18 protein-coding genes are annotated in these 19,897 nt (G+C 65.4%); 6 read left to right on the top strand and 12 right to left on the bottom strand.

Features of this window, described 5'->3' with window-relative positions; genetic code table 11:
• Nucleotides 1-43 precede the first annotated feature (43 nt).
• The gene (gene argC / locus DFR67_RS16925; protein WP_110470702.1) at nt 44-1,081 is read right to left on the bottom strand and encodes an N-acetyl-gamma-glutamyl-phosphate reductase; all 1,038 of its coding nucleotides are present in this window, start codon (nt 1,079-1,081) and stop codon (nt 44-46) included.
• A gap of 95 nt (nt 1,082-1,176) precedes the next feature.
• Here argC and DFR67_RS16920 point away from each other — a divergent pair, with 95 nt between their 5' ends.
• Complete coding sequence (locus tag DFR67_RS16920) at nt 1,177-1,893, top strand: ABC transporter ATP-binding protein (RefSeq protein WP_110470649.1); 717 nt, start codon at nt 1,177-1,179, stop codon at nt 1,891-1,893.
• On the top strand, nt 1,893-2,648 hold the full coding sequence (locus tag DFR67_RS16915) for an ABC transporter permease (protein ID WP_110470648.1): 756 nt from the start codon (nt 1,893-1,895) through the stop codon (nt 2,646-2,648). The genes DFR67_RS16920 and DFR67_RS16915 overlap by 1 nt, the downstream gene beginning before the upstream one ends.
• Nucleotides 2,649-2,753: 105 nt before the next feature.
• Here DFR67_RS16915 and pheT read toward each other — a convergent pair whose 3' ends face one another.
• The 6 genes from pheT to infC form a co-directional block, all read right to left on the bottom strand.
• Nucleotides 2,754-5,231, bottom strand: coding sequence for a phenylalanine--tRNA ligase subunit beta (gene pheT, locus DFR67_RS16910; protein ID WP_110470647.1), 2,478 nt, complete (start codon nt 5,229-5,231; stop codon nt 2,754-2,756).
• Nucleotides 5,232-5,281: 50 nt separating this feature from the next.
• Nucleotides 5,282-6,313 (bottom strand): phenylalanine--tRNA ligase subunit alpha, encoded by a 1,032-nt coding sequence (gene pheS / locus DFR67_RS16905; protein ID WP_110470646.1) that lies wholly within the window; start codon nt 6,311-6,313, stop codon nt 5,282-5,284.
• 47 nt (nt 6,314-6,360) lie between these two features.
• On the bottom strand, nt 6,361-7,200 hold the full coding sequence (locus tag DFR67_RS16900) for a TrmH family RNA methyltransferase (protein ID WP_110470701.1): 840 nt from the start codon (nt 7,198-7,200) through the stop codon (nt 6,361-6,363).
• A 17-nt stretch (nt 7,201-7,217) separates the two neighbouring features.
• The gene (rplT, locus tag DFR67_RS16895; RefSeq protein ID WP_084835833.1) at nt 7,218-7,598 is read right to left on the bottom strand and encodes a 50S ribosomal protein L20; all 381 of its coding nucleotides are present in this window, start codon (nt 7,596-7,598) and stop codon (nt 7,218-7,220) included.
• Nucleotides 7,599-7,666: 68 nt separating this feature from the next.
• Entirely contained in the window at nt 7,667-7,861 is a 195-nt protein-coding gene (gene rpmI / locus DFR67_RS16890; protein ID WP_084835834.1) for a 50S ribosomal protein L35, read from the bottom strand.
• 37 nt (nt 7,862-7,898) lie between these two features.
• Entirely contained in the window at nt 7,899-8,534 is a 636-nt protein-coding gene (gene infC / locus DFR67_RS16885) for a translation initiation factor IF-3 (RefSeq protein ID WP_084892196.1), read from the bottom strand.
• Between the two features lie 358 nt (nt 8,535-8,892).
• Here infC and DFR67_RS16880 point away from each other — a divergent pair, with 358 nt between their 5' ends.
• The gene (locus DFR67_RS16880) at nt 8,893-9,237 is read left to right on the top strand and encodes a DUF1844 domain-containing protein (protein ID WP_110470645.1); all 345 of its coding nucleotides are present in this window, start codon (nt 8,893-8,895) and stop codon (nt 9,235-9,237) included.
• 79 nt (nt 9,238-9,316) lie between these two features.
• On the opposite strand, the gene ilvD is transcribed toward DFR67_RS16880, so the two are convergent.
• From ilvD to DFR67_RS16860, 4 genes are all read right to left on the bottom strand, one after another.
• Nucleotides 9,317-11,005 (bottom strand): dihydroxy-acid dehydratase, encoded by a 1,689-nt coding sequence (ilvD, locus tag DFR67_RS16875; RefSeq protein WP_110470644.1) that lies wholly within the window; start codon nt 11,003-11,005, stop codon nt 9,317-9,319.
• Between the two features lie 41 nt (nt 11,006-11,046).
• Complete coding sequence (gene uvrA / locus DFR67_RS16870; RefSeq protein ID WP_110470643.1) at nt 11,047-14,001, bottom strand: excinuclease ABC subunit UvrA; 2,955 nt, start codon at nt 13,999-14,001, stop codon at nt 11,047-11,049.
• A gap of 168 nt (nt 14,002-14,169) precedes the next feature.
• Nucleotides 14,170-14,805, bottom strand: coding sequence for a YoaK family protein (locus DFR67_RS16865; protein ID WP_425451293.1), 636 nt, complete (start codon nt 14,803-14,805; stop codon nt 14,170-14,172).
• Between the two features lie 54 nt (nt 14,806-14,859).
• On the bottom strand, nt 14,860-16,170 hold the full coding sequence (locus DFR67_RS16860; RefSeq protein WP_211325087.1) for an MFS transporter: 1,311 nt from the start codon (nt 16,168-16,170) through the stop codon (nt 14,860-14,862).
• A 63-nt stretch (nt 16,171-16,233) separates the two neighbouring features.
• On the opposite strand from DFR67_RS16860, the gene DFR67_RS16855 reads away from it, so the two are divergent.
• Nucleotides 16,234-17,199, top strand: a complete 966-nt coding sequence (locus tag DFR67_RS16855) for a GlxA family transcriptional regulator (protein WP_110470641.1) — start codon at nt 16,234-16,236, stop codon at nt 17,197-17,199.
• A gap of 37 nt (nt 17,200-17,236) precedes the next feature.
• Nucleotides 17,237-17,911: an MBL fold metallo-hydrolase gene (locus DFR67_RS16850; RefSeq protein ID WP_110470640.1), complete on the top strand. Its 675-nt coding sequence runs from the start codon at nt 17,237-17,239 to the stop codon at nt 17,909-17,911.
• Nucleotides 17,912-17,914: 3 nt separating this feature from the next.
• On the opposite strand, the gene DFR67_RS16845 is transcribed toward DFR67_RS16850, so the two are convergent.
• Nucleotides 17,915-18,451: a hypothetical protein gene (locus DFR67_RS16845; protein ID WP_146240466.1), complete on the bottom strand. Its 537-nt coding sequence runs from the start codon at nt 18,449-18,451 to the stop codon at nt 17,915-17,917.
• Nucleotides 18,452-18,586: 135 nt separating this feature from the next.
• Here DFR67_RS16845 and DFR67_RS16840 point away from each other — a divergent pair, with 135 nt between their 5' ends.
• Nucleotides 18,587-19,858, top strand: coding sequence for a DoxX family protein (locus DFR67_RS16840; RefSeq protein WP_110470638.1), 1,272 nt, complete (start codon nt 18,587-18,589; stop codon nt 19,856-19,858).
• Nucleotides 19,859-19,897 lie beyond the last annotated feature (39 nt).

Below are 19,897 nucleotides of genomic sequence, written 5' to 3'. Positions count from 1 at the left end.
GCAACCTCACGCCAGTTCGCCGCCACGTCTTCCTTCTGCTCGCTCACGGCGCCACTCCCACAGTGCTCAGGCCTTCGGTTTCTCCCCAGCCCAGGGCCAGGTTCATCGACTGCACGGCGCCGCCGCCCGTGCCTTTCGTCAGGTTGTCCATGGCACCCACCGCGATCAGGGTCCCGGACCGTTCGTCGACGGCGACGCTGAGCTGGATCGCATTGGAGCCGATCACCGATCCGGTGGCAGGCAGTCGCCCTTCGGGCAGCAGGGTCACGAAAGGCTCGTCGGCATAGGCCTTTTCGTATACTGCGCGAGCTTCCGCTGTGGTCACCGTGGTCGGGGCGGTGCACGTCGCGAGAATCCCGCGGGCCATCGGCGCCAGCACCGGGGTGAACGACACGTTGACGGGGCTGTTCGCCACTGCCGAGAGGTTCTGGATGATCTCGGGCGTGTGCCGGTGCATACCTCCGACCCCGTACGCCCTGGCCGAACCGATCACCTCCGCTGCCAGCAGATCCACCTTCGGGGACCGACCGGCACCTGAGGCGCCACTGACCGCGACGATGGTGATCGCAGGGCTGACGATGCCCGCGGCAACCGCGGGAAGCAGGGCCAGCGTGCTGACCGTGGGATAGCAGCCCGGAACCGCGATCCGCGCGGCCCCTGACAGGACCTCCCGATTACCGGGCAACTCGGGCAGGCCGTACGGCCAAGTTCCGGCGTGGGTCCCGCCGTAGTACTTCTCCCACTCCGCGCTCTCCTGCAGGCGGAAGTCAGCACCGCAGTCGATGACGAGGGTGGCGGGCGGCAAGGCGTCGGCCACCGGCCCGGAGCTACCATGCGGTAGTCCGAGGAAGACCACATCGTGCCCCGAGAGGACGTCGGTGGTCGTCTCCTCGAGTTCCCTTTCCGCGAGTGGAAGCAGGTGGGGATGATGGGCACCCAGTAGCGATCCGGCGTTGGACCCCGCGGTCAACGCTCCGATACGCAATTCGCCGCTGGCGAACTTGGGGTGGCCGAGCAGCAGGCGGAGAATTTCTCCCCCTGCGTACCCGCTGGCGCCGGCGACTGCCACTGACACGATCATGTGTTTCATTATGCACCCGGTCGCAAGTTCATTCATTTTCGGGGTCCTGATCGCTACTCCAGACGTCCACCGACGCTTCGCGGTATTAATTGTCGATGACAGCTTCAGCTGCGATCGTCGTCGACGCATTGACGGTCCGCCGGGGAGGCACCGCGGTGTTGCACGGTCTCGACCTCCTGGTTCCGGCCGGTTCGATCACGGGACTCCTCGGTCCTTCCGGGTGCGGCAAGACGACACTCATGAGGTCCATCGTGGGAACCCAACGCATCAGCTCGGGTTCGGTGACCGTGCTCGGCCGGCCCGCCGGCGACACGGCGCTACGTCGCTCGGTCGGCTACGTCACCCAGGCTCCATCGGTCTACACGGATCTGACGGTCGGGCAGAACATCCGATACTTCGCCGATCTGTATGGCAACCGGGCCGGTGTGGGCGATGCCCTCGACGCCGTGGGTCTGACAGCACTCGAAGGCCGCAAGACACTCGACCTCTCAGGCGGTCAACGTAGCCGGGTGTCGATCGCCTGCGCGCTGGTCGGCTCGCCTGATCTCCTCATTCTGGATGAGCCGACGGTAGGCCTCGACCCCCTGCTTCGAGAGGACCTGTGGAACCGGTTTCACGATCTCGCCGCGCACGGCACCACACTGTTGGTCTCGAGTCATGTGATGGACGAGGCAGATCGGTGCGACAACCTGATTCTCATGCGCGAGGGTCTGATCCTGGCTGCACTGACGCCCGCCGAACTGCGTGCTCGCACCGCGCAGGACAACCTCGAAAAGGCCTTCCTGCAACTCATCACCGAAGAGGTCGCCTGATGCACGTCGGTGTCTTCTGGTCGACGACGGTCCGAATTCTGCGCCAGCTTCTCGACGATCGTCGCACGGTCGCGATGATCCTGGTGGTGCCGTGCGTGCTGATGGTGTTGCTGTACTTCATGTTCGACCCGCAGCCCGGTCCCCGGCCGGGGACCACGATGTTCGACACGGTGGGCCTGACCATGCTCGGCCTGCTGCCCTTTGTCCTGATGTTCATCACCACTTCCATCGCGATGGTTCGCGAGCGAACCTCGGGTACGCTCGAGCGGCTTCTCACGACGCCGCTCGGCAAACTGGATCTCCTCGCCGGCTACGGCGCGGCATTCTCCCTCGCCGCGGCCACCCAAGCGGCCCTCGCGAGCGCGCTGGCGTTCTGGGTGCTCGATCTCGACACTGCGGGCAATCCACTCTGGGTGGTACTGATAGCGGTCCTGGCCGCCGTCCTCGGTGTCGCACTGGGGTTGTTCTTCTCGGCTTTCGCCCGTACCGAGTTCCAGGCCGTCCAGTTCATTCCCGTGGTCGTCATACCGCAGATCCTGCTGTGCGGCCTGTTCGTCGCACGTGATCAGATGGCGAACTGGCTCGAGTGGATCAGCAACGTCCTGCCGCTCACCTATGCCGTCGACGCCCTGCAGCAGGTCGCGGAACATCCGGCCGCGACAGCCGCAATGTGGCGAGATCTTGCTGTGGTGGTCGCCTTCTCAGCACTCGCGCTCGGTCTCGGCTCCGCGACCCTGCGCCGCACGACCCCCTGACCCCCGATAGTGGGCCCCTTTGGCGAACCCGACCTGGGCATTTGTTCGCCAGAACAGCACATCATCGGGAGGCGACATGCGCGATCACGCCGGTACCGCAGACGCTCAGCCGCGCATCTGAGCTCCGACCACCGACGTCGCTCTCGCCAGGGCGGCGTCGCGGGCGGCAGTGGCCTCGTCCTCCGTGAGAGTGCGGTCCGACGCACGGAAGCGCAGCGAGAAGGTGAGCGACTTGCGTCCCTTTCCGACCTGTTCACCGGTGAAGACGTCGAACAGACCGATGCTCTCGAGCAGGTCCCCCGCTCCCTCACGCAGTGCGGATCGGACGTCTTCGGCGGCCACCTCGGCATCGACGACCACCGCGAGGTCCTGCAGCACAGGCGGGTACGGCGAGATCCGCGGAGACACGAGTTCTGAGTTCACCGGGACGGCATTGAGATCGATCTCCAGGGCCAGCGAACGCGCGGGCAGATGCGACTTCTCCAATACCGCCGGATGCAGTTCACCTGCCCAGCCGACGACGGTGTCACCGGCGAGGATCTGGGCGCATCGGCCCGGGTGCCACGGCAGTTCTCCAGCCGACTGCAGCCGGAGTTCGACGCCCGCGGCCTGCCCGATGATGGAGACGGCGTCGAAGATGTCGGTGGTGTCGGCGGCACGGCCCTTGCCCCAGGGCCCGGCCGGCTCCCGTAGCCCGGTCAGTACTGCAGCGACGTGCAGCGGTTGCGCGGGAAGCGATTCCACCAATTCGGCTATTTGATCCGCGGACGGCCGACGGTCCACCGGCAACTGCGGGACCGGACGCACGTTGCCGCCTCCGAGTACCACCTGCCCGATGGTGTACATCGATAGATCGCGTTGCCCACGAGCCAGATTGCGGCCGACCATCTCGAGCAATCCCGGCAGCAGCGTCGTGTTCAGCTCCGGCCGATCGGTCTCGAGAGGGTTGAGCACCGTGACCGCCGCGCGGCGTGGGTCATCCGCGGGCAGGTTCCACAGGTCGAACACACCAGCGGGCATGAACGGGTACGGCAGGACCTCGACATATCCGGACAGCGCCAGGCTGCGACCGACGCTGCGGCGCCGTATCTGGCGTGGGGCCAGACCGCGACCACCCGGCGCCGACGGCAGCCGGACGGGGATGTTCTCGTAGCCCTCGAGTCGCAGCACCTCTTCGACGAGATCGGCGCTCTGCCGTAGGTCGGGACGCCAGCTCGGCGGGGTCACGGTGAGCATGTCGCCTGCGGCCTCGACGGACGCGCCGACCTGGACCAGCCGCTGCTGGGCGACGCCGACCGGATAGTCGATCCCGGCCGTCGCCGACGGTGCCCGCTCTGCCATCAACACCGTTGCGGGCGGTGGTACCGACCCCGCGTCTGTGTAGGTCGATTCGACGGTGCCCCCGCAGATCTCGACGAGCAGCTGGGCGGCGCGCAGCACTGCGACGTCGGTCACCTTCGGGTCGACGACCCGCTCGAATCGTTTGCTCGCCTCGCTGGTCAATCGGTGCCGTTTGGCGGTACGGAACACCGCGACCGGGTCGAAGGTCGCGGCCTCGAGCAACACGTCCGCGCTCTGTGTACCGATTTCTGTCGCGGCGCCGCCCATCACCCCGGCGAGAGCAATCGGACCACTGTCGTCGGTGATGACGACATCTTCCGGATCGAGCGTGCGCGTGGCACCGTCGAGTGTCGTCAGCTTCTCCCCCGCGTTCGCACGGCGAACCCGGACGTCGCCGGAAACCTTGTCCGCATCGAACGCATGCAACGGCTGACCCAGCTCGAGCATCACGTAGTTGGTGATGTCGACCGCCGCCGAGATCGGCCGAACTCCGGACAGCATGAGCCGCTTCGTCATCCACCAAGGACTTGGCGCCGACGGATCGATGCCGCGCACCACGAGGGCGCAGTAACGAGTCGCGCCCGACTCGGGGTCGAGGTGAACGCGCCACCCGGCATCGCCGACGCTGGTCCGGATCGATGGCGCCGTCGCCGGATCGACGAACGGCAGGTCGAAGCTACAGGCCAGTTCGCGCGACAGTCCACGTGCGGAGAACGCATAGCCCCGGTCAGGAGTGACGTTGACGTCGATGACCGTGTCGTCGAGCCCGAGCACCTCGCGAGCGTCGGTGCCTGGCGCTGCGATGTCGGGCGGCAGGACCAGGATCCCACTGTGATCGTTGCCGATCCCCATCTCGGACACCGAACAGATCATGCCGTCGGAGGTCTTCCCGTACGTCTTGCGTGCGGCGATCGCGAAGTCACCGGGCAGGACGCTACCGGGCAACGCTGCAACGATCAGGTCACCTTCGGTGAAGTTCTGTGCACCGCAGACGATTCCGCGGGGTTCGGATTCACCCACGTCGACCTGGCAGAACCGGATCGGCTTCTTGAACTCGGTGAGCTGCTCGATGTGCTCGACGCGGCCGACGACCAACGGTCCGGTGATGACCGGCAACGGCGTGATCTCTTCGATCTCGAATCCGACCCGCACGAAGGCGTCATCGATTTCTGCCGACGGCTTTGTCCAGCCGGGTGTGCCGTGTTGCAGGATCTCGGTCAGCCACGACTGCGCTAGTTGCACTGGAAACTCAGCTCTTTCGTTTGTTCTGCGGACTCAGGCTTGGTGAACGCTCAGGCACCCGGACCGAAAGGCACGGTGAAGCGGATGTCGCCCTCGACCATGTCGCGCATGTCCGGCAGGTCGTTGCGAAACTGCAGGGTGCGCTCGAGCCCCATCCCGAAAGCGAATCCGGAATAGACCTCGGGGTCGATACCGCTGGCCCGCAACACGTTCGGGTGGACCATGCCGCAGCCGCCCCACTCGACCCAGCCGGCCCCACCTTTTTTGCCGGTGAACCAGACGTCGACCTCGGCCGACGGTTCGGTGAACGGGAAATAGCTCGGTCGCATCCGCGTGACGGTCTCCGGACCGAAGAGCGCCTTCGCGAAGTGGTCGAGGGTGCCCCGCAGATGGGCCATCGTCAGGCCCTTGTCCACCGCGAGGCCCTCCACCTGATGGAAGACCGGCGTATGGGTGGCATCGAGCTCATCGGTCCGGAACGTACGTCCGGGACACGCGACGTAGATCGGCAACTCGCGCGACAGCATCGCGCGTACCTGCACCGGTGAGGTGTGCGTGCGCAGCACCTGCCGCGACTCCGGCGGCGCGATGTAGAAGGTGTCCTGCATGGACCGGGCGGGATGATCGGGCAGGAAGTTCAGTGCATCGAAATTGAAATGCTCGGTCTCCACCTCGGGGCCCTCGGCGATCTCCCAGCCCATCCCGACGAAGACGTCGGCGACCTGATCACCGATCACCGTGATCGGATGGCGCGCACCGATCGGGCGGCGGGAGGTGGGCAGCGTGACATCGATGGCCTCGGCAATCAGCACTGCGGCATCACGCTCGGCGGTCAGTGCCGCGAGTCGCTCGTCGTACGCCTTCTGCACCTGACCTCGGGCAACGTTGACCAGCTTGCCGACCTCGGCCTTCTTCTCTTTGGGCAGCGAAGCGAGCTCGCGACGGGCGAGCGCGATGGGCGACTTGTCACCCTGATGCTCGGTCTTCGCGACCGCGAGTTCCGGCAAGGTCGCGGCATCAGAGAAAGCCGCGACGGCAGCATCAACTGCGGTCGCCAGTGTCTGGTCGTCGACGTCGGCCACGGCTGCGGTAACTCCTAAGGTATGTGACTTCTGGGCTGAAGTAAGGCTCAGCGGATCGGGCTTGATCCGGTTCGAGGGTAGTCGACCCGGCCTCGAGCATCGGCGCTGGCATAGAGGCAGATCGCTGCCGCCGCGGCGAGGTTGAGGCTCTCCGCTCGACCGCGGATGGGAATGGAGATCCGGTGATCGGCCCGGGCCAGGACCTGTGGGGACAGTCCGTGGGCTTCGTTCCCGAAAAGCCAGGCCGTCGGGCCCGCGAGCACTTCCGCAGCATCGGGCAGACTCAGCTCGCCGTCACCTGCGGTCGCGCAGATCGCCACCCCGGCTGCGCTGAGCGCGGCGAGCACCTCATCGGTGTCACGTTCCCGGGCGATCGGGATGTGGAACACACTGCCGGCGGTGGACCGCACGCTCTTGCCGTTGTGGGGGTCGACGCTGTCGCCGGCGAGGATGACGGCGTCGGCACCCATGGCATCCGCCGTCCTGATGAGGGTCCCGGCATTACCCGGATCGGTCATCTCGACGGGAACCGCCAACAGTCGCGGATTGCTCTCCAATACCGCACCCATCGGCACATCGAGCAGATCGCAGACCACGAAGAGGCCGGCGCTGGTGATCGTCTCGGCGAGCTTGGCGACGGCGCCGTCGGAGATTCGGACCACCTCGACCCCACCGCCCGCGGCGGTTGCGATCAGTTCGGGGTACCGGAAGAGGGCGTCTTCGGTGGCGAGCACCACCTGCGCGCGCCGAGTGGCCAGCGCCGACTCGACTGCGTTCGCCCCTTCGGCCAAGAAGGTCCCGGCCTTACGTCGGCCTGCAGAGCGATGCAGCTTTGCATACGAAACAACCCGCGCCGAACGTTCGGTGAGAACGTCCGGCGCGGGGATGTTTATGGCGGGCTCGATCAGGCGGCCGGAGCGTTGACGTCCGAAGGCAGGGCCTTCTTGGCAACAGCAACCAGACCGGTGAAGGCCTCGGGATCGCTCACGGCGATCTCGGCGAGGATCTTGCGGTCGACCTCGACACCAGCGATCTTCAGACCCTGGATGAAGCGGTTGTAGGTGATGTCGTTGGCCCGGGCCGCAGCGTTGATCCGCGAGATCCACAGCTTGCGGAACTCACCCTTGCGGGCGCGGCGGTCGCGGTAGGCGTAGGTCAGCGAGTGGAGCTGCTGCTCTTTGGCCTTGCGGTAGAGCCGCGAACGCTGTCCGCGGTAACCCTTGGAAGCCTCCAGGGTTGAACGACGCTTCTTCTGGGCGTTCACTGCCCTTTTTACGCGTGCCATGTCTTGATTTACCTCTTAGTAATTGGCCACCGGGAACCGGTAGCAGGGTGGACTGGTTCGAAGCGCAATCAGATGTTCAGCAACCGCTTGATGCGGGGAACATCTTTTTCAGAAACGACGACGGTGCCATCGAGTCGACGGGTTCGCTTGGTGGGCTTGTGCTCCATCAAGTGGCGACGATTCGCCCGCTGGCGCACGATCTTGCCGCTGCCGGTCACCTTGAAACGCTTCGCGGTTCCCTTGTGGGTTTTGCTCTTGGGCATGGAAATGCCTTCCTGTGTCGTCGACCTGTGAGTGCGATCAGCTCGTGGGAGCGGCCGGGGCCGTTCCTGAGTCTGGCTTCGCTTCGCCGGCCGGGCCCGGTGCGGGGCGCGGATGTGCCTCTTGCGGGGGGTGGGTTTTCTGGGCTTGCGCTTTGGTCTTGGCGCCCTTGTGCGGGGCCAGGACCATGGTCATGTTGCGGCCGTCTTGCTTGGCAGAGGTCTCGACGAAGCCGAAGTCCCCGACGTCGGCGCCGAGGCGCTGCAACAGTCGGTAACCGAGCTCAGGTCGCGACTGCTCGCGTCCGCGGAACATGATCGTCACCTTGACCTTCGACCCGGCTTCGAGGAAGCGGATGACGTGACCCTTTTTGGTCTCGTAATCGTGGTCGTCGATCTTCGGGCGGAGCTTCTGCTCCTTGATGACGGTCATCTGCTGGTTGCGACGCGATTCGCGCTGCTTCTGTGCCGCCTCGTATTTGAACTTGCCGTAGTCCATGATCTTGCAGACCGGAGGGCGGGCGTTCGGGGCCACCTCGACCAGATCGAGATCGGCCTCGATTGCCAAGCGCAGGGCATCTTCCACACGGACGATGCCGACCTGCTCCGAGTTGGGTCCGACAAGCCGGACCTCAGGTACGCGGATACGCTCATTGATACGAGTCTCAGTGCTGATGGGGCCTCCTCATTTGTGTCCGCGTACGTAGGTGGTTCCTGCGTGGCAGACGTTTTCAGTGTGACCGCAGCCGCAACTGGTGAGACAGATCCTCAGCGAAAAGGCCCCGGATCGATGAGTGTCATCGACGGGGCCCACACCGACCGGTTCATGTCACCTATCGCATCACAGCGATCACAGCCTCCAACTCGGAGACCACCGGAGATATTCCGCGGTGCGGTATCTCCGGCGACAAAACCGGACCGTTCAACTTCTCGTATGGTTCTTGCGAACGCATCGACGTCGAGCGGTGGGAGTGTGACCTCCACTTGCAACCCCGGCGTGAGCCAGGGCGGTCGTGAATGAAAGTCTAACAGGCATGACGGAAAACATGAATTCCGAGCCTGACGTGCGTGACCTGGCCGAAATCCCGGCGATCGAGGTGATCACGCGGTCCGCAGTGATGCTGATGAGCGCGGCAGCCGAGAAACTCGGGTTGTCTGAGGCCGACCCGTCGACGAGTCCGCATCTCGACCTCGATGAAGCCCGCAAGCTGATCACCGCACTGGCCGGGTTGATTCAGGCGTCGGTGCCCGATCTCGGCATCCACGCGTCGGCTCTGCGCGACGGACTCAAGAGCCTGCAACTGGCGTTCCGCGAGGCCAGCGCACACCCGGACGAGCCCGGCCAGGGACCCGGCGAGAAGCAGACCGGCCCCGTCTGACCCGGAATTGGTGGCTTTTGGCGAACGCGACCTGGGCTTTTTCTCGCCAGAAGCCACCAAAATCGGAGGTCCCGGAGGGTCAGTGGGTGACTGCGCCCACCGACGCTGAACGGACGAGCTTCGCGTACTTCGAGAGCACGCCACGCTGATATTTGTGGTCCAGCGGTTGCCAGTCCTGCTTGCGCGCCTCGAGTTCCTCGTCGTCGACGAGCAGATCGAGCGAGCGGCCGGCGATGTCCACCCGGATGGTGTCGCCGTCACGGATGAACGCCACCGGTCCCCCGTCGGACGCCTCGGGTGCGATGTGACCGATGCACAGACCGGTCGTGCCACCGGAGAAACGGCCGTCGGTCAGCAGCAGGACGTCTTTGCCCAGTCCCGCACCCTTGATCGCGCCCGTGATGGCCAGCATCTCCCGCATACCCGGACCACCCTTCGGGCCCTCGTAGCGGATGACCACCACGTCGCCCGCTTTGATGACGCCGTCTGCCAGTGCGGCCAGCGCACCCTGCTCGCGTTCGAAGACCCGCGCGGGGCCCTCGAAGGTATCGGCGTCGAAGCCGGCTGACTTGACCACCGCACCCTCCGGCGCCAGCGAGCCACGAAGCACGGTGATGCCCCCGGTTTTGTGGATGGGGTTGTCCAGAGCCCGGATGACCTTGCCGTCGAGCGGCGCGATGTCCATCTCACCCAGATTCTCGGCGAGGGTCTTGCCGGTGACGGTCAGCGCATCGCCGTGCAGCAAGCCGGCATCGAGCAGCGCCTTCATGATCACAGGGATGCCGCCGTACCGATCGAAGTCGTTCATGACGTAACGGCCGAACGGTTTGAGGTCGCCGAGGTGCGGGGTACGGTCGCCGATCTTGTTGAAATCGTCGAGATGCAGTTCGACCTCGGCCTCGCTCGCGATCGCCAGCAGATGCAGCACGGCGTTGGTCGAACCACCGAGTGCCATGGTGATCGTGATGGCGTTCTCGAGCGCTGCCTTGGTGATGATGTCGCGGGTGGTGATGCCCTGACGGATCAGGTTGACGACCGCCTCACCGGAGCGATGGGCGAACGCGTCACGACGACGGTCGGCTGCCGGCGGCGAGGCCGAGCCAGGCAGGCTCATCCCCAGCGCTTCTGCGATCGAGGCCATCGTGTTGGCGGTGTACATCCCGCCGCAAGCACCCTCACCGGGACAGATGGCACGTTCGATGCGACCGAGGTCGTCCTCGGACATCTTGCCGGCCCGGCAGGCGCCGACTGCCTCGAAGGCGTCGATCAGCGTGACGTCGCGTTCGGAGCCGTCGCTGAGCTTGACCCAACCCGGCGCGATGGTGCCCGCGTAGAGGAACACCGACGCCAGGTCGAGCCGGGCGGCGGCCATCAACATCCCCGGAAGCGACTTGTCGCAACCGGCCAGCAGGACCGATCCGTCGAGACGCTCGGCTTGCATCACAGTCTCGACCGAGTCGGCGATCACCTCGCGCGACACCAGCGAGAAGTGCATCCCCTCGTGCCCCATCGAGATGCCGTCGGACACCGAGATGGTGCCGAACTGCAGCGGGTACCCGAGACCGGCGTGCACACCCTCTTTGGCGGCCTGCGCGAGTCGGTCGAGGGACAGGTTGCACGGGGTGATCTCGTTCCACGAGCTACCGATGCCGATCTGGGGTTTGTCCCAGTCCTCGTCGCCCATGCCGACCGCGCGGAGCATGCCGCGACTGGGAGCAGCGGTGATGCCGTCGGTGACGGTGCGGCTACGGGGTTTCATGTCGACCATGTACTGGCTCCTAGAGTTGGTGCGCGATCCGGGTGGCTGGCTCAGCTCGCGGCGACTGCTCGCTTACGTCCAGTTTGCTTCGCAACCGCCTTTCGTGCGGGAGCTTTGCGTTTCGCCTTCACGGGTGTCGCGGCTTCGGCGGGCGTGAGTATGTCCGCCAAGAAGCGGCCGGTGTGGCTGGCCGGCACCGCTGCAACGTCCTCGGGTGTGCCTTCGGCGACAACAGTGCCGCCGCCGGATCCACCCTCTGGTCCCATGTCGATGACCCAGTCGGCGGTCTTGATGACGTCGAGGTTGTGCTCGATGACGATCACGGAGTTGCCCTTGTCGACCAGACCGTTGATCACCTTGAGCAGCTTGCGGATGTCCTCGAAGTGCAGACCGGTCGTCGGCTCGTCGAGCACGTACGCGGTGCGTCCTGTCGACCGCTTCTGGAGTTCGGCGGCCAGTTTCACGCGCTGCGCCTCGCCACCGGACAGGGTCGGAGCAGGCTGCCCGAGTCGGACGTAGCCGAGGCCGACGTCGTTGAGCGTTTTGAGGTACCGGTGGATCGAGGTGATCGCCTCGAAGAAGTCGACGGCCTCCTCGATCGGCATGTCCAGGACCTCGGAGATGGTCTTGCCCTTGTAGTGCACTTCCAGCGTCTCGCGGTTGTAGCGCGCGCCGTGGCAGACCTCGCACGGGACGTACACGTCGGGCAGGAAGTTCATCTCGATCTTGATGGTGCCCTCGCCGGTACATGCCTCACAGCGGCCGCCCTTGACGTTGAACGAGAACCGGCCCGGCTGGTAGCCACGCACCTTCGCCTCGGTGGTCGCGGCGAACAGGGTGCGGATCTTGTCGAACACACCGGTGTAGGTCGCCGGGTTGGACCGCGGGGTGCGACCGATCGGCGATTGGTCGACCCGCACGAGCTTGTCGAGGTTGTCCATACCGTTGATGCGGGTGTGCCGGCCGGGCACCTGACGGGCGCCGTTGAGCTTGTTCGCCATCACCGTGGCCAGGATGTCGTTCACGAGCGTCGATTTACCCGAGCCCGACACCCCGGTGACCGCGGTGAGCACACCGAGCGGGAACACCACGTCGATGCCCTGAAGGTTGTGCTCCCGCGCGCCGACCACGGTCAGTTGCCGTTTGCGGTCGATGGGTCTGCGGATGGCGGGGACCTCGAGGAACTCTCGTCCGGACAGGTACGCGCCGGTGAGCGATTCCTCGTTCTTGAGCAGATCCTCATAGCTACCGCTGTGCACGACCCGACCGCCGTGTTCACCTGCGTACGGACCGATGTCGACGATCCAGTCCGCCGACCGGATGGTGTCTTCGTCGTGTTCGACGACGATCAGCGTGTTGCCCAGGTTGCGCAACCGCGTGAGGGTGTCGATGAGCCGGCGGTTGTCGCGCTGGTGCAGACCGATCGACGGCTCGTCGAGGACGTAGAGCACCCCGGCCAGGCCGGAACCGATCTGGGTGGCAAGGCGGATCCGTTGTGCCTCACCGCCCGAGAGCGACCCCGCGGCGCGCGAGAGCGACAGGTACTCCAGACCGACGTCGAGTAGGAATGTGATCCGCGACTGCACCTCTTTGAGCACGCGACCGGCGATGGCCTGCTCACGGGTGCCGAGCTTGAGGTCGGACAGGTAGTCGGCGCACTCGGACACCGACAGCGCACAGACCTCCGCGATCGACTTCTCACCGAACCGGGGGTGGTCGAGCGTGACGGCCAGGATCTCCGGACGCAACCGCGCGCCGGCGCACGCCGGGCACGGGATGTCGCGCATGTAACCCTCGTACCGGTCTTTCATCTGCTCGGACTCTGTCTGCTCCATACGCCGGTGCAGGAACGACATCACACCCTCGAACTCGGTGTAATACGAACGCGTGCGGCCATAACGGTTGCGGAACCGCACGTGCACCTGATGCTCGCTACCGTTCAGAATCGCCTTCCGCGCCTTAAGCGGCAGCTTCTTCCACGGGGTCTTGGTGTCGAAGCCCATCTCGTCGCCGAGACCGGAGAGCAGACGCAGGAAGTAGTCGGCGTTGTGACCGCCCGACCACGGCGCGATGGCACCGTCTGCGAGCGACAGATCGGCATCGGGGACGACGAGTTCCTCGTCGACCTCCTTACGGATCCCGAGACCGTCACAATCCGGGCACGCACCGTAGGGCGAGTTGAACGAGAAGGACCGTGGCTCGAGATCGTCGATCGCGATCGGATGGCCGTTCGGGCAGGCCATCCGCTCGGAGAAACGACGCTCCCGATCCGGGTCGTCCTCCTCCAGATCGACGAAGTCCAGCACGACGACGCCATCGGCAAGCCCGAGTGCGGTCTCGACCGAATCGGTGAGACGCTGCTTGGCGGTGGCCTTCACCGAGAGCCGGTCGACGACGACCTCGATGTCGTGCTTTTCCTGCTTCTTCAGCTTCGGGGGGTCGGTCAACGGGTAGACGACACCGTCGATCCTCGCCCGCGAAAAGCCTTGCGTCTGGAGCGTGCCGAACAAGTCGACGAACTCACCCTTGCGGGTGCGGACCACCGGCGCGAGCACCTGGAACTTGATGCCCTGTTCCATCGCGAGCACCTGGTCGACGATCTGCTGAGGGGTCTGCTTCTCGATCGCTGAACCACACTCGGGGCAGTGGGCCTTGCCCGCGCGGGCGTAGAGCAGACGAAGGTAGTCGTAGACCTCCGTGATGGTGCCGACCGTGGACCGCGGGTTGCGGTTGGTCGACTTCTGGTCGATGGACACCGCGGGCGAGAGTCCCTCGATGAAGTCGACGTCGGGCTTGTCCATCTGACCGAGGAACTGGCGCGCGTACGCCGAGAGCGACTCGACATAGCGACGCTGGCCCTCGGCAAAGATGGTGTCGAAGGCCAGGCTCGATTTTCCGGACCCGGAAAGCCCCGTGAAAACGATCAGGCTTTCGCGGGGCAGGTCAACGTCGATGCCACGCAGGTTGTGCTCGCGGGCTCCGCGCACGATGAGGCGATCAGCCACTGTGGTCCTTTTCCGTGTCAATCAGGTGTTGCCGACTGTCGATGCAGGGTCTGTGCTGCGACTTCGTCGGCCTTTGGTGTTCGCCGCAGGCGTACCCGGCAATGCTAGAGGCACCCTCTGACAAGGTACCGGCGGCGGAGGACCGGTCGAACCGCTCACGGTGGGCTGCTAACGCTGAGCCTTCATCTGACCAGCGGGAACGAACACGACCAGGGCTGTGAGCGAGGTGACCGTCACAAACGGCAACCACAACGACCCCAGGTCCATTCCCCGGTAGACGGCTGCACCGATCAGCGCACCCACCGCCATCGCCAGCCACAACAGCAGGTGCCGTGCCCACACCCAACGCTCTCCCCCGAAGGCCGCGTCCACCAGCCGTTGAGCGGCCTTGACCAGGGTGCCGGTCATGTAGGTCAGCCCGACCGAGACCTCGCCGGACTTCTCGAACACCGAATTGAGCATGCCCATCGCGACCGCTGCCACCATCAACGCCGTGTAACCCGACCAGAGCGAACCGGAGAACGCGGCCACCCCGAGGGTGACCGACACCGACATCATCACCGACGACCGGCCATGCGCCGCAGGGGTCAGCCGTCGCATCACTGTTCCGGCCATCACTCCCGCAACGAAGAGCAGGATGATCGACAAGCACTTGAGCGCCGGACCCGTCAGGGTGTCCACGAGCGAGGCCGACATCTGCGTGGTGTTACCGCTCATGAAGGAGACGAAGTAACCGCCGAGGTGCACGAACGCGACCGCATCGACGTACCCCGCGACGGCGGACAGCGCCGCCGCCAGTGCCAGTTCCCTGCGGTTGATGGTGCGCACGCCACTCCTTAGGCCCTGTCTGTTCGGGGCTCAAGTATGCGCCGGTGTCCGGTCTTTCACGTCCGGCGCATCAGCAGGCCGACGACGGATGCCGACACACAGCAGCGCCGCGACCAGGCACAGTCCTGACGCCGCGTAGAACGCCGGGTCGTAGCCGCCGTGCTCGTCGCGAAGATAGCCGGCACCGAACGCCGCGAACGCGGCTCCGAGCTGATGCGATGCGAAGACCCAACCGAAGACCACCGGCGTATTCGCCCCGAAGTGGTTGCGGCACAGTGCGATCGTCGGAGGCACGGTGGCCACCCAGTCCAGCCCGTAGAAGATGATGAACACCCAGGTGCTCGGTTCGGCATGCGGCGACAGCAACACAGGCAGACACAGCAGGGACACTCCCCTGCCCACGTAATAGACGCCCAACAGCACTCTCGGATCGACGCGATCGGTGAGCCAGCCGGAGAAGATCGTCCCGACGACGTCGAAGATCCCGATGGTGGCGAGCAGACCCGCGGCGACCGTGGTCGGCATCCCGTGATCATGGGCGGCCGGTATGAAGTGGGTGCCGATGAGCCCGTTGGTGGTGGCGCCGCAGATCGCGAAGCTCGCCGCGAGCAGCCAGAACACCCGGGTGCGGGCACCCATGACGAGCCCATCGAATGCCGCCCGGAAGCTGCCGCCTGCCGCTTTCGGCGCAGCGGCCTGCAGCGGTGCACCGTAGGGGCCGATCCCCTTGTCCGCAGGATGGTCGCGCATGAAGAAGAGGATCAGCGGGACCACCGCAAGCGCCGCGGCAGCGACGACAACGGCCGCCGGACGCCACCCGTGGTGGGTCGTGATCTGGGCGACCAGCGGCAGGAAGATCAGTTGGCCGGTCGCGCTGGCCGCGGTCAGGACACCGGTCACGAGACCGCGACGCTCGACGAACCACCGGGTGGCCACCGTGGCGACGAACCCCATGGAGATCGAACCCGTGCCGATGCCGACGCAGACGCCCCACAAGAGCAGCAGTTGCCAACTCTCGGTCATGAAGACACTGAGCGCGGTGCCGACGGCAATCAGGCTGAGCGCTCCGGCGAGGATTGGCCGGACCCCGAACCGGTCCATGAGCGCGGCGGCAAATGGCGCCGTGAGCCCGAACAACGTCATGTTGATCGACATCGCGAGGCCAACGGTCCCGTGAGACCAGCCGAACTCCATGTGCAGCGGATCCATCATCACGCTCGGCACCGACCGGAAGCCTGCCGCTGCCAGCAGCGCGACGAAGCTCACCGCAGCGACGATCCACGCCCAGTGCAGGCACGGACGATCAGGGCTCGTAGTACGACGAAGGATGTCACCGCTCAACTTTGACCGGTGGCGACCCGGGAAACCATTGGCATAAATGACAACATCTGTAGAATTGCTGCCATGTCGTCCCCGCACCGGATTGCGGTCCTCATGCTCGCCCCCGTCGTCGGCTTCGACGCGACCATTCCGTCGATGGTGTTCGGGCAGGCGACCGACGATGCCGACAACCCGCTCTACGCGGTCGAGATGATCGCATTGGACCGGCGCCCGGTGAGCACGCTGTCCGGGTACGAGATCGTGCCTGCCCGCGGACGCGAGGCTCTCGCCGATGCCGACACCGTGATCATTCCGGGCACCCGGATGGCGCAGGTGCGCTACGACGGGACGTTTCCCGCAGAGCTACGGGCGGCGTTCGACCTGATCCGGCCAGGCACCCGAATGGTGTCGATCTGCACTGGTGCTTTTGCATTGGCAGCCGCCGGACTGCTCGACGGCAGGCCCGCCACGACCCACTGGAACAAGGCCGCGGACCTTCGTCGCCTCTACCCCTCGGTGCTTCTCGACGAAGACGTGCTGTTCGTCGACGACGGCGACGTGCTGACGTCGGCCGGGCTGGCGGCAGGCATCGACCTGTGCCTGCACATCATTCGCGGTGACCACGGCACGAAGGTCGCCAATCAGGTCGCCAAGTATTGCGTGGTGCCTCCCTGGCGCGATGGTGGGCAAGCACAATTCATCGACTCCGCGGTGCCGGACAGCACCGACACGTCCACGTCTGCCGCCCGGAACTGGGCGGCCGGCAATCTCACCGAACCACTCACCGTCGCTCAGCTCGCCGAGCACGCGAACATGAGCGTCCGGACCTTCAATCGCCGGTTTCGCGAGGAAACAGGCGACACCCCAGCACTCTGGGTGCGCAAACAGCGACTGCACCGGGCACGCGAACTACTCGAGTCCCACGATCTGCCGATTGACGAGGTGGCACGACGGTCCGGACTGGTCACGGGCGCAAATCTGCGTCACCAACTGCGCAAGCACCTCGGGATGTCGCCGACGCGGTACCGAAGGACTTTCGGCGGCGAGTGAGACCCCCGGATCGAGCGCACCCGATAGTGTTGTCACCATGAGCGCAGCGGCCCCCATCTCCGACACCTACACCGGCGACTTCAGCGATTCCGAAGTGCCACAACGCAAGTCGACCCCAAGGGCGACAATCGTCAAATTGTCCGTCGGGCCGATGGACAACAACGTCTACGTGATCACCGACAAGAGCACCGGCAAGGCGTTGCTGATCGACGCCGCAAACGATGCCGACACTCTCATCGAGTTGATCAGAGCTCACGGCAACATCGAGCTGATCTTCACCACGCACTGGCACCCCGACCACTGGATTGCCTTGGAAGAAGTGGTGAAGGCGACGGGGCTGCCCACCGCCGCCGGCCGGATCGATGCCGAACCGATCCAGGTGCGGACCGACCGGCTGATCGATGAAGGCGACGTCATCGAGATCGGCGACCTCCGACTCGAGGCCATCCACCTCAAAGGCCACACCGACGGCTCGATCGCGCTGTTCTTCGACGACGACGTGACGCATCTGTTCACCGGTGACTCGCTCTTTCCGGGCGGAGTGGGTAAAACCCAGACACCCGACGACTTCGACTCGCTCATCGACGACGTCAAGACGAAGCTGTACGACCGGTTCGACGACAGCACGGTCGTCTATCCCGGGCACGGACTCGATACGACGATCGGGGCCGAACGTCCCCATCTCGAGGAGTGGCGCGAGCGTCGCTGGTAGCCGCTAGAGCAGGGTGTCCCACCGCGACGCACGAAGAAGCTCTGCGGATTGCCGCACCGAGATCACGTCGGCCAGCGCGTGCGCTTCGGCGACCGTCAGGTAGCTGGGGTTCGACATCATCGGCGCCCGGAGTTGCTCGCACCCGGCCAGATCAGGCGTCGCCTGCATCAACGAGCGGGCGATATGCCCGCGCCGTCCTAGCCGAATTGCCTGGTAATGGAGCTTTTCGGGCAAATCCCCCGCGTCGAGGTCGCCGATGCCGCGATCGTCAGGCGGTTCGGCGGCGCCGACGTGCGTGACCCACCCGAACTCATAGATGCCGGGGTCCTTGGGACCCGTGACCCACAGCGCGACGAGGTCGCCGTCTCGGACCAGGGTCCGGCGCCCCGATCGGGCGCTCAGGCACCAACTGTCCGCGTGCAGCGCGGTCGACGACACGCCCATCGACGACGCGGCGTCCAGAACTCCGAAGTAGTCGGTACCGGTGACCGGATTGCACTTGATGACCCAGCATCCGATATCTGCGCGAGTGATCGGCAACACGTCTCCTTCCATCGTTTGAGGACTAGCCCGGCGCACTATTGGGTACCCCGGCCCCGCCAGGTCTATAGGCTCGACGGAGTCCGTCCGTTAAGCAGGTTCGATACAGACCAAAGTCTTGAGGAGGCCCTTTAAATGCTGATCCGCCGAATTGCCCGTCCCTTGCTCGCGAGCGCGTTCATCGCCACTGGGATAGATGCGATCCGACGCCCAGAACAGCTTGCCGAAACCGCGCAGCCGTTCGTCGACAAGGCAAAGACTCAACTCCCGCCCCAGGTCGGCGATCTCATCCCGGCAGACGCTCAGGTCGTCGTGCGGGTGAACGGAGCTGTGCACATCATCGGTGGACTCGCTCTCGCCACCGGGAAGTTCCCACGCCTGGCCTCCCTGACCCTTGCCGGAGTCGTCATCCCCACCACGTTGGCAGGCAACGACTTCTGGAACGAGACAGACCCCCACGAGCGCGCGGAGCAGCAAGCCCACTTCATCAAGAATCTCGGCCTTCTCGGTGGGCTGCTCATCGCCACCGTGGACACCGAGGGCAAGCCGTCGCTCGCCTGGCGCGGACGCAAGGCGGCTGCAGTGGCCGGCGACAAGGTTGTCTCCGTACTGCCGTCGGGGTCCTCCGGATCCACCGATGCCCTGGCAGACAAGGCCTCGCACATTGCCGAGGTCGTGTCGGACCGTACGAGTGAACTGGCCGAGGTCGCTGCTGACCGGGGCGGCAAGTTCGCTGACATCGCTTCCGATCGCGCGTCCGAATTGGCCAAGATCGCCTCGGAGAAGGCTGCCGTCTTAGCCGACGTGGCTTCTGAGCGTGGCGCCGAACTCGCCGATGTTGCCGCCAAGCGTGGTTCGGAGTTCGCCGACGTCGCCTCCAAGCGCGGCGCGGTCCTCGCCGGTGTGGCCACCGAGCGCGCGTCGGAGTTGGCCGATGTGGCATCGAAGAAGGGAAGCAAGTTCGCCGATGTCGCCGCAGGCCAGACGGCCGCACTGAGCAAAGCCGCGTCGAAACGGCAGGCGAAGTTGGCCAAGCAGGCCGGTAAGAAGCAGGCCAAGCTCGCCAAACAAGCCGGCAAGAAGCAGACAGAGCTGAGCAAGGTCGCTGCCAAGAAGCAGACCGAGGTGACAAAGAAAGCTCTCAAGAGCAGCGCGAACGCCAAGGACATCGCGGCACTCCGCAGTGCCGACCTCGCGGATTCGGCAGCCAAGGCGTGGCAGTCGACCAACGGCTACGCCGAGCAGTACCTGGCGGTGGCCCGCGGCCGCGCGCCCGAGTTGGCCGACTCGGCCCGCGTGTACAGCGCGCAGCTGGCCGAGCGAGCAGCGGACGAGGGCGTCAAGCTCTCCGCACGTGCCAAGCGGCAGGCCAAGAAGGCGCAGAAGGCCGCCGCGAAGCTTCAGTGATCTCCACTTGGTAGTTCTGTTCGATCGATAGTTTCTCGG

Source organism: Williamsia limnetica (assembly GCF_003217475.1).
GTDB classification, from domain to species: Bacteria; Actinomycetota; Actinomycetes; order Mycobacteriales; family Mycobacteriaceae; genus Williamsia; species Williamsia limnetica.
Note: the sequence above shows the minus strand (reverse complement) of the source record. Positions and strands in the feature narration are given on the sequence as shown.

Coding starts and splice junctions, on each gene's coding strand:
- argC (WP_110470702.1), bottom strand. CDS start 1,081: ATGATCGTGTCAGTGGCAGTCGCCGGCGCCAGCGGGTACGCAGGGGGA.
- DFR67_RS16920 (WP_110470649.1), top strand. CDS start 1,177: ATGACAGCTTCAGCTGCGATCGTCGTCGACGCATTGACGGTCCGCCGG.
- DFR67_RS16915 (WP_110470648.1), top strand. CDS start 1,893: ATGCACGTCGGTGTCTTCTGGTCGACGACGGTCCGAATTCTGCGCCAG.
- rplT (WP_084835833.1), bottom strand. CDS start 7,598: ATGGCACGCGTAAAAAGGGCAGTGAACGCCCAGAAGAAGCGTCGTTCA.
- rpmI (WP_084835834.1), bottom strand. CDS start 7,861: ATGCCCAAGAGCAAAACCCACAAGGGAACCGCGAAGCGTTTCAAGGTG.
- DFR67_RS16880 (WP_110470645.1), top strand. CDS start 8,893: ATGACGGAAAACATGAATTCCGAGCCTGACGTGCGTGACCTGGCCGAA.
- ilvD (WP_110470644.1), bottom strand. CDS start 11,005: ATGGTCGACATGAAACCCCGTAGCCGCACCGTCACCGACGGCATCACC.
- DFR67_RS16855 (WP_110470641.1), top strand. CDS start 16,234: ATGTCGTCCCCGCACCGGATTGCGGTCCTCATGCTCGCCCCCGTCGTC.
- DFR67_RS16850 (WP_110470640.1), top strand. CDS start 17,237: ATGAGCGCAGCGGCCCCCATCTCCGACACCTACACCGGCGACTTCAGC.
- DFR67_RS16840 (WP_110470638.1), top strand. CDS start 18,587: ATGCTGATCCGCCGAATTGCCCGTCCCTTGCTCGCGAGCGCGTTCATC.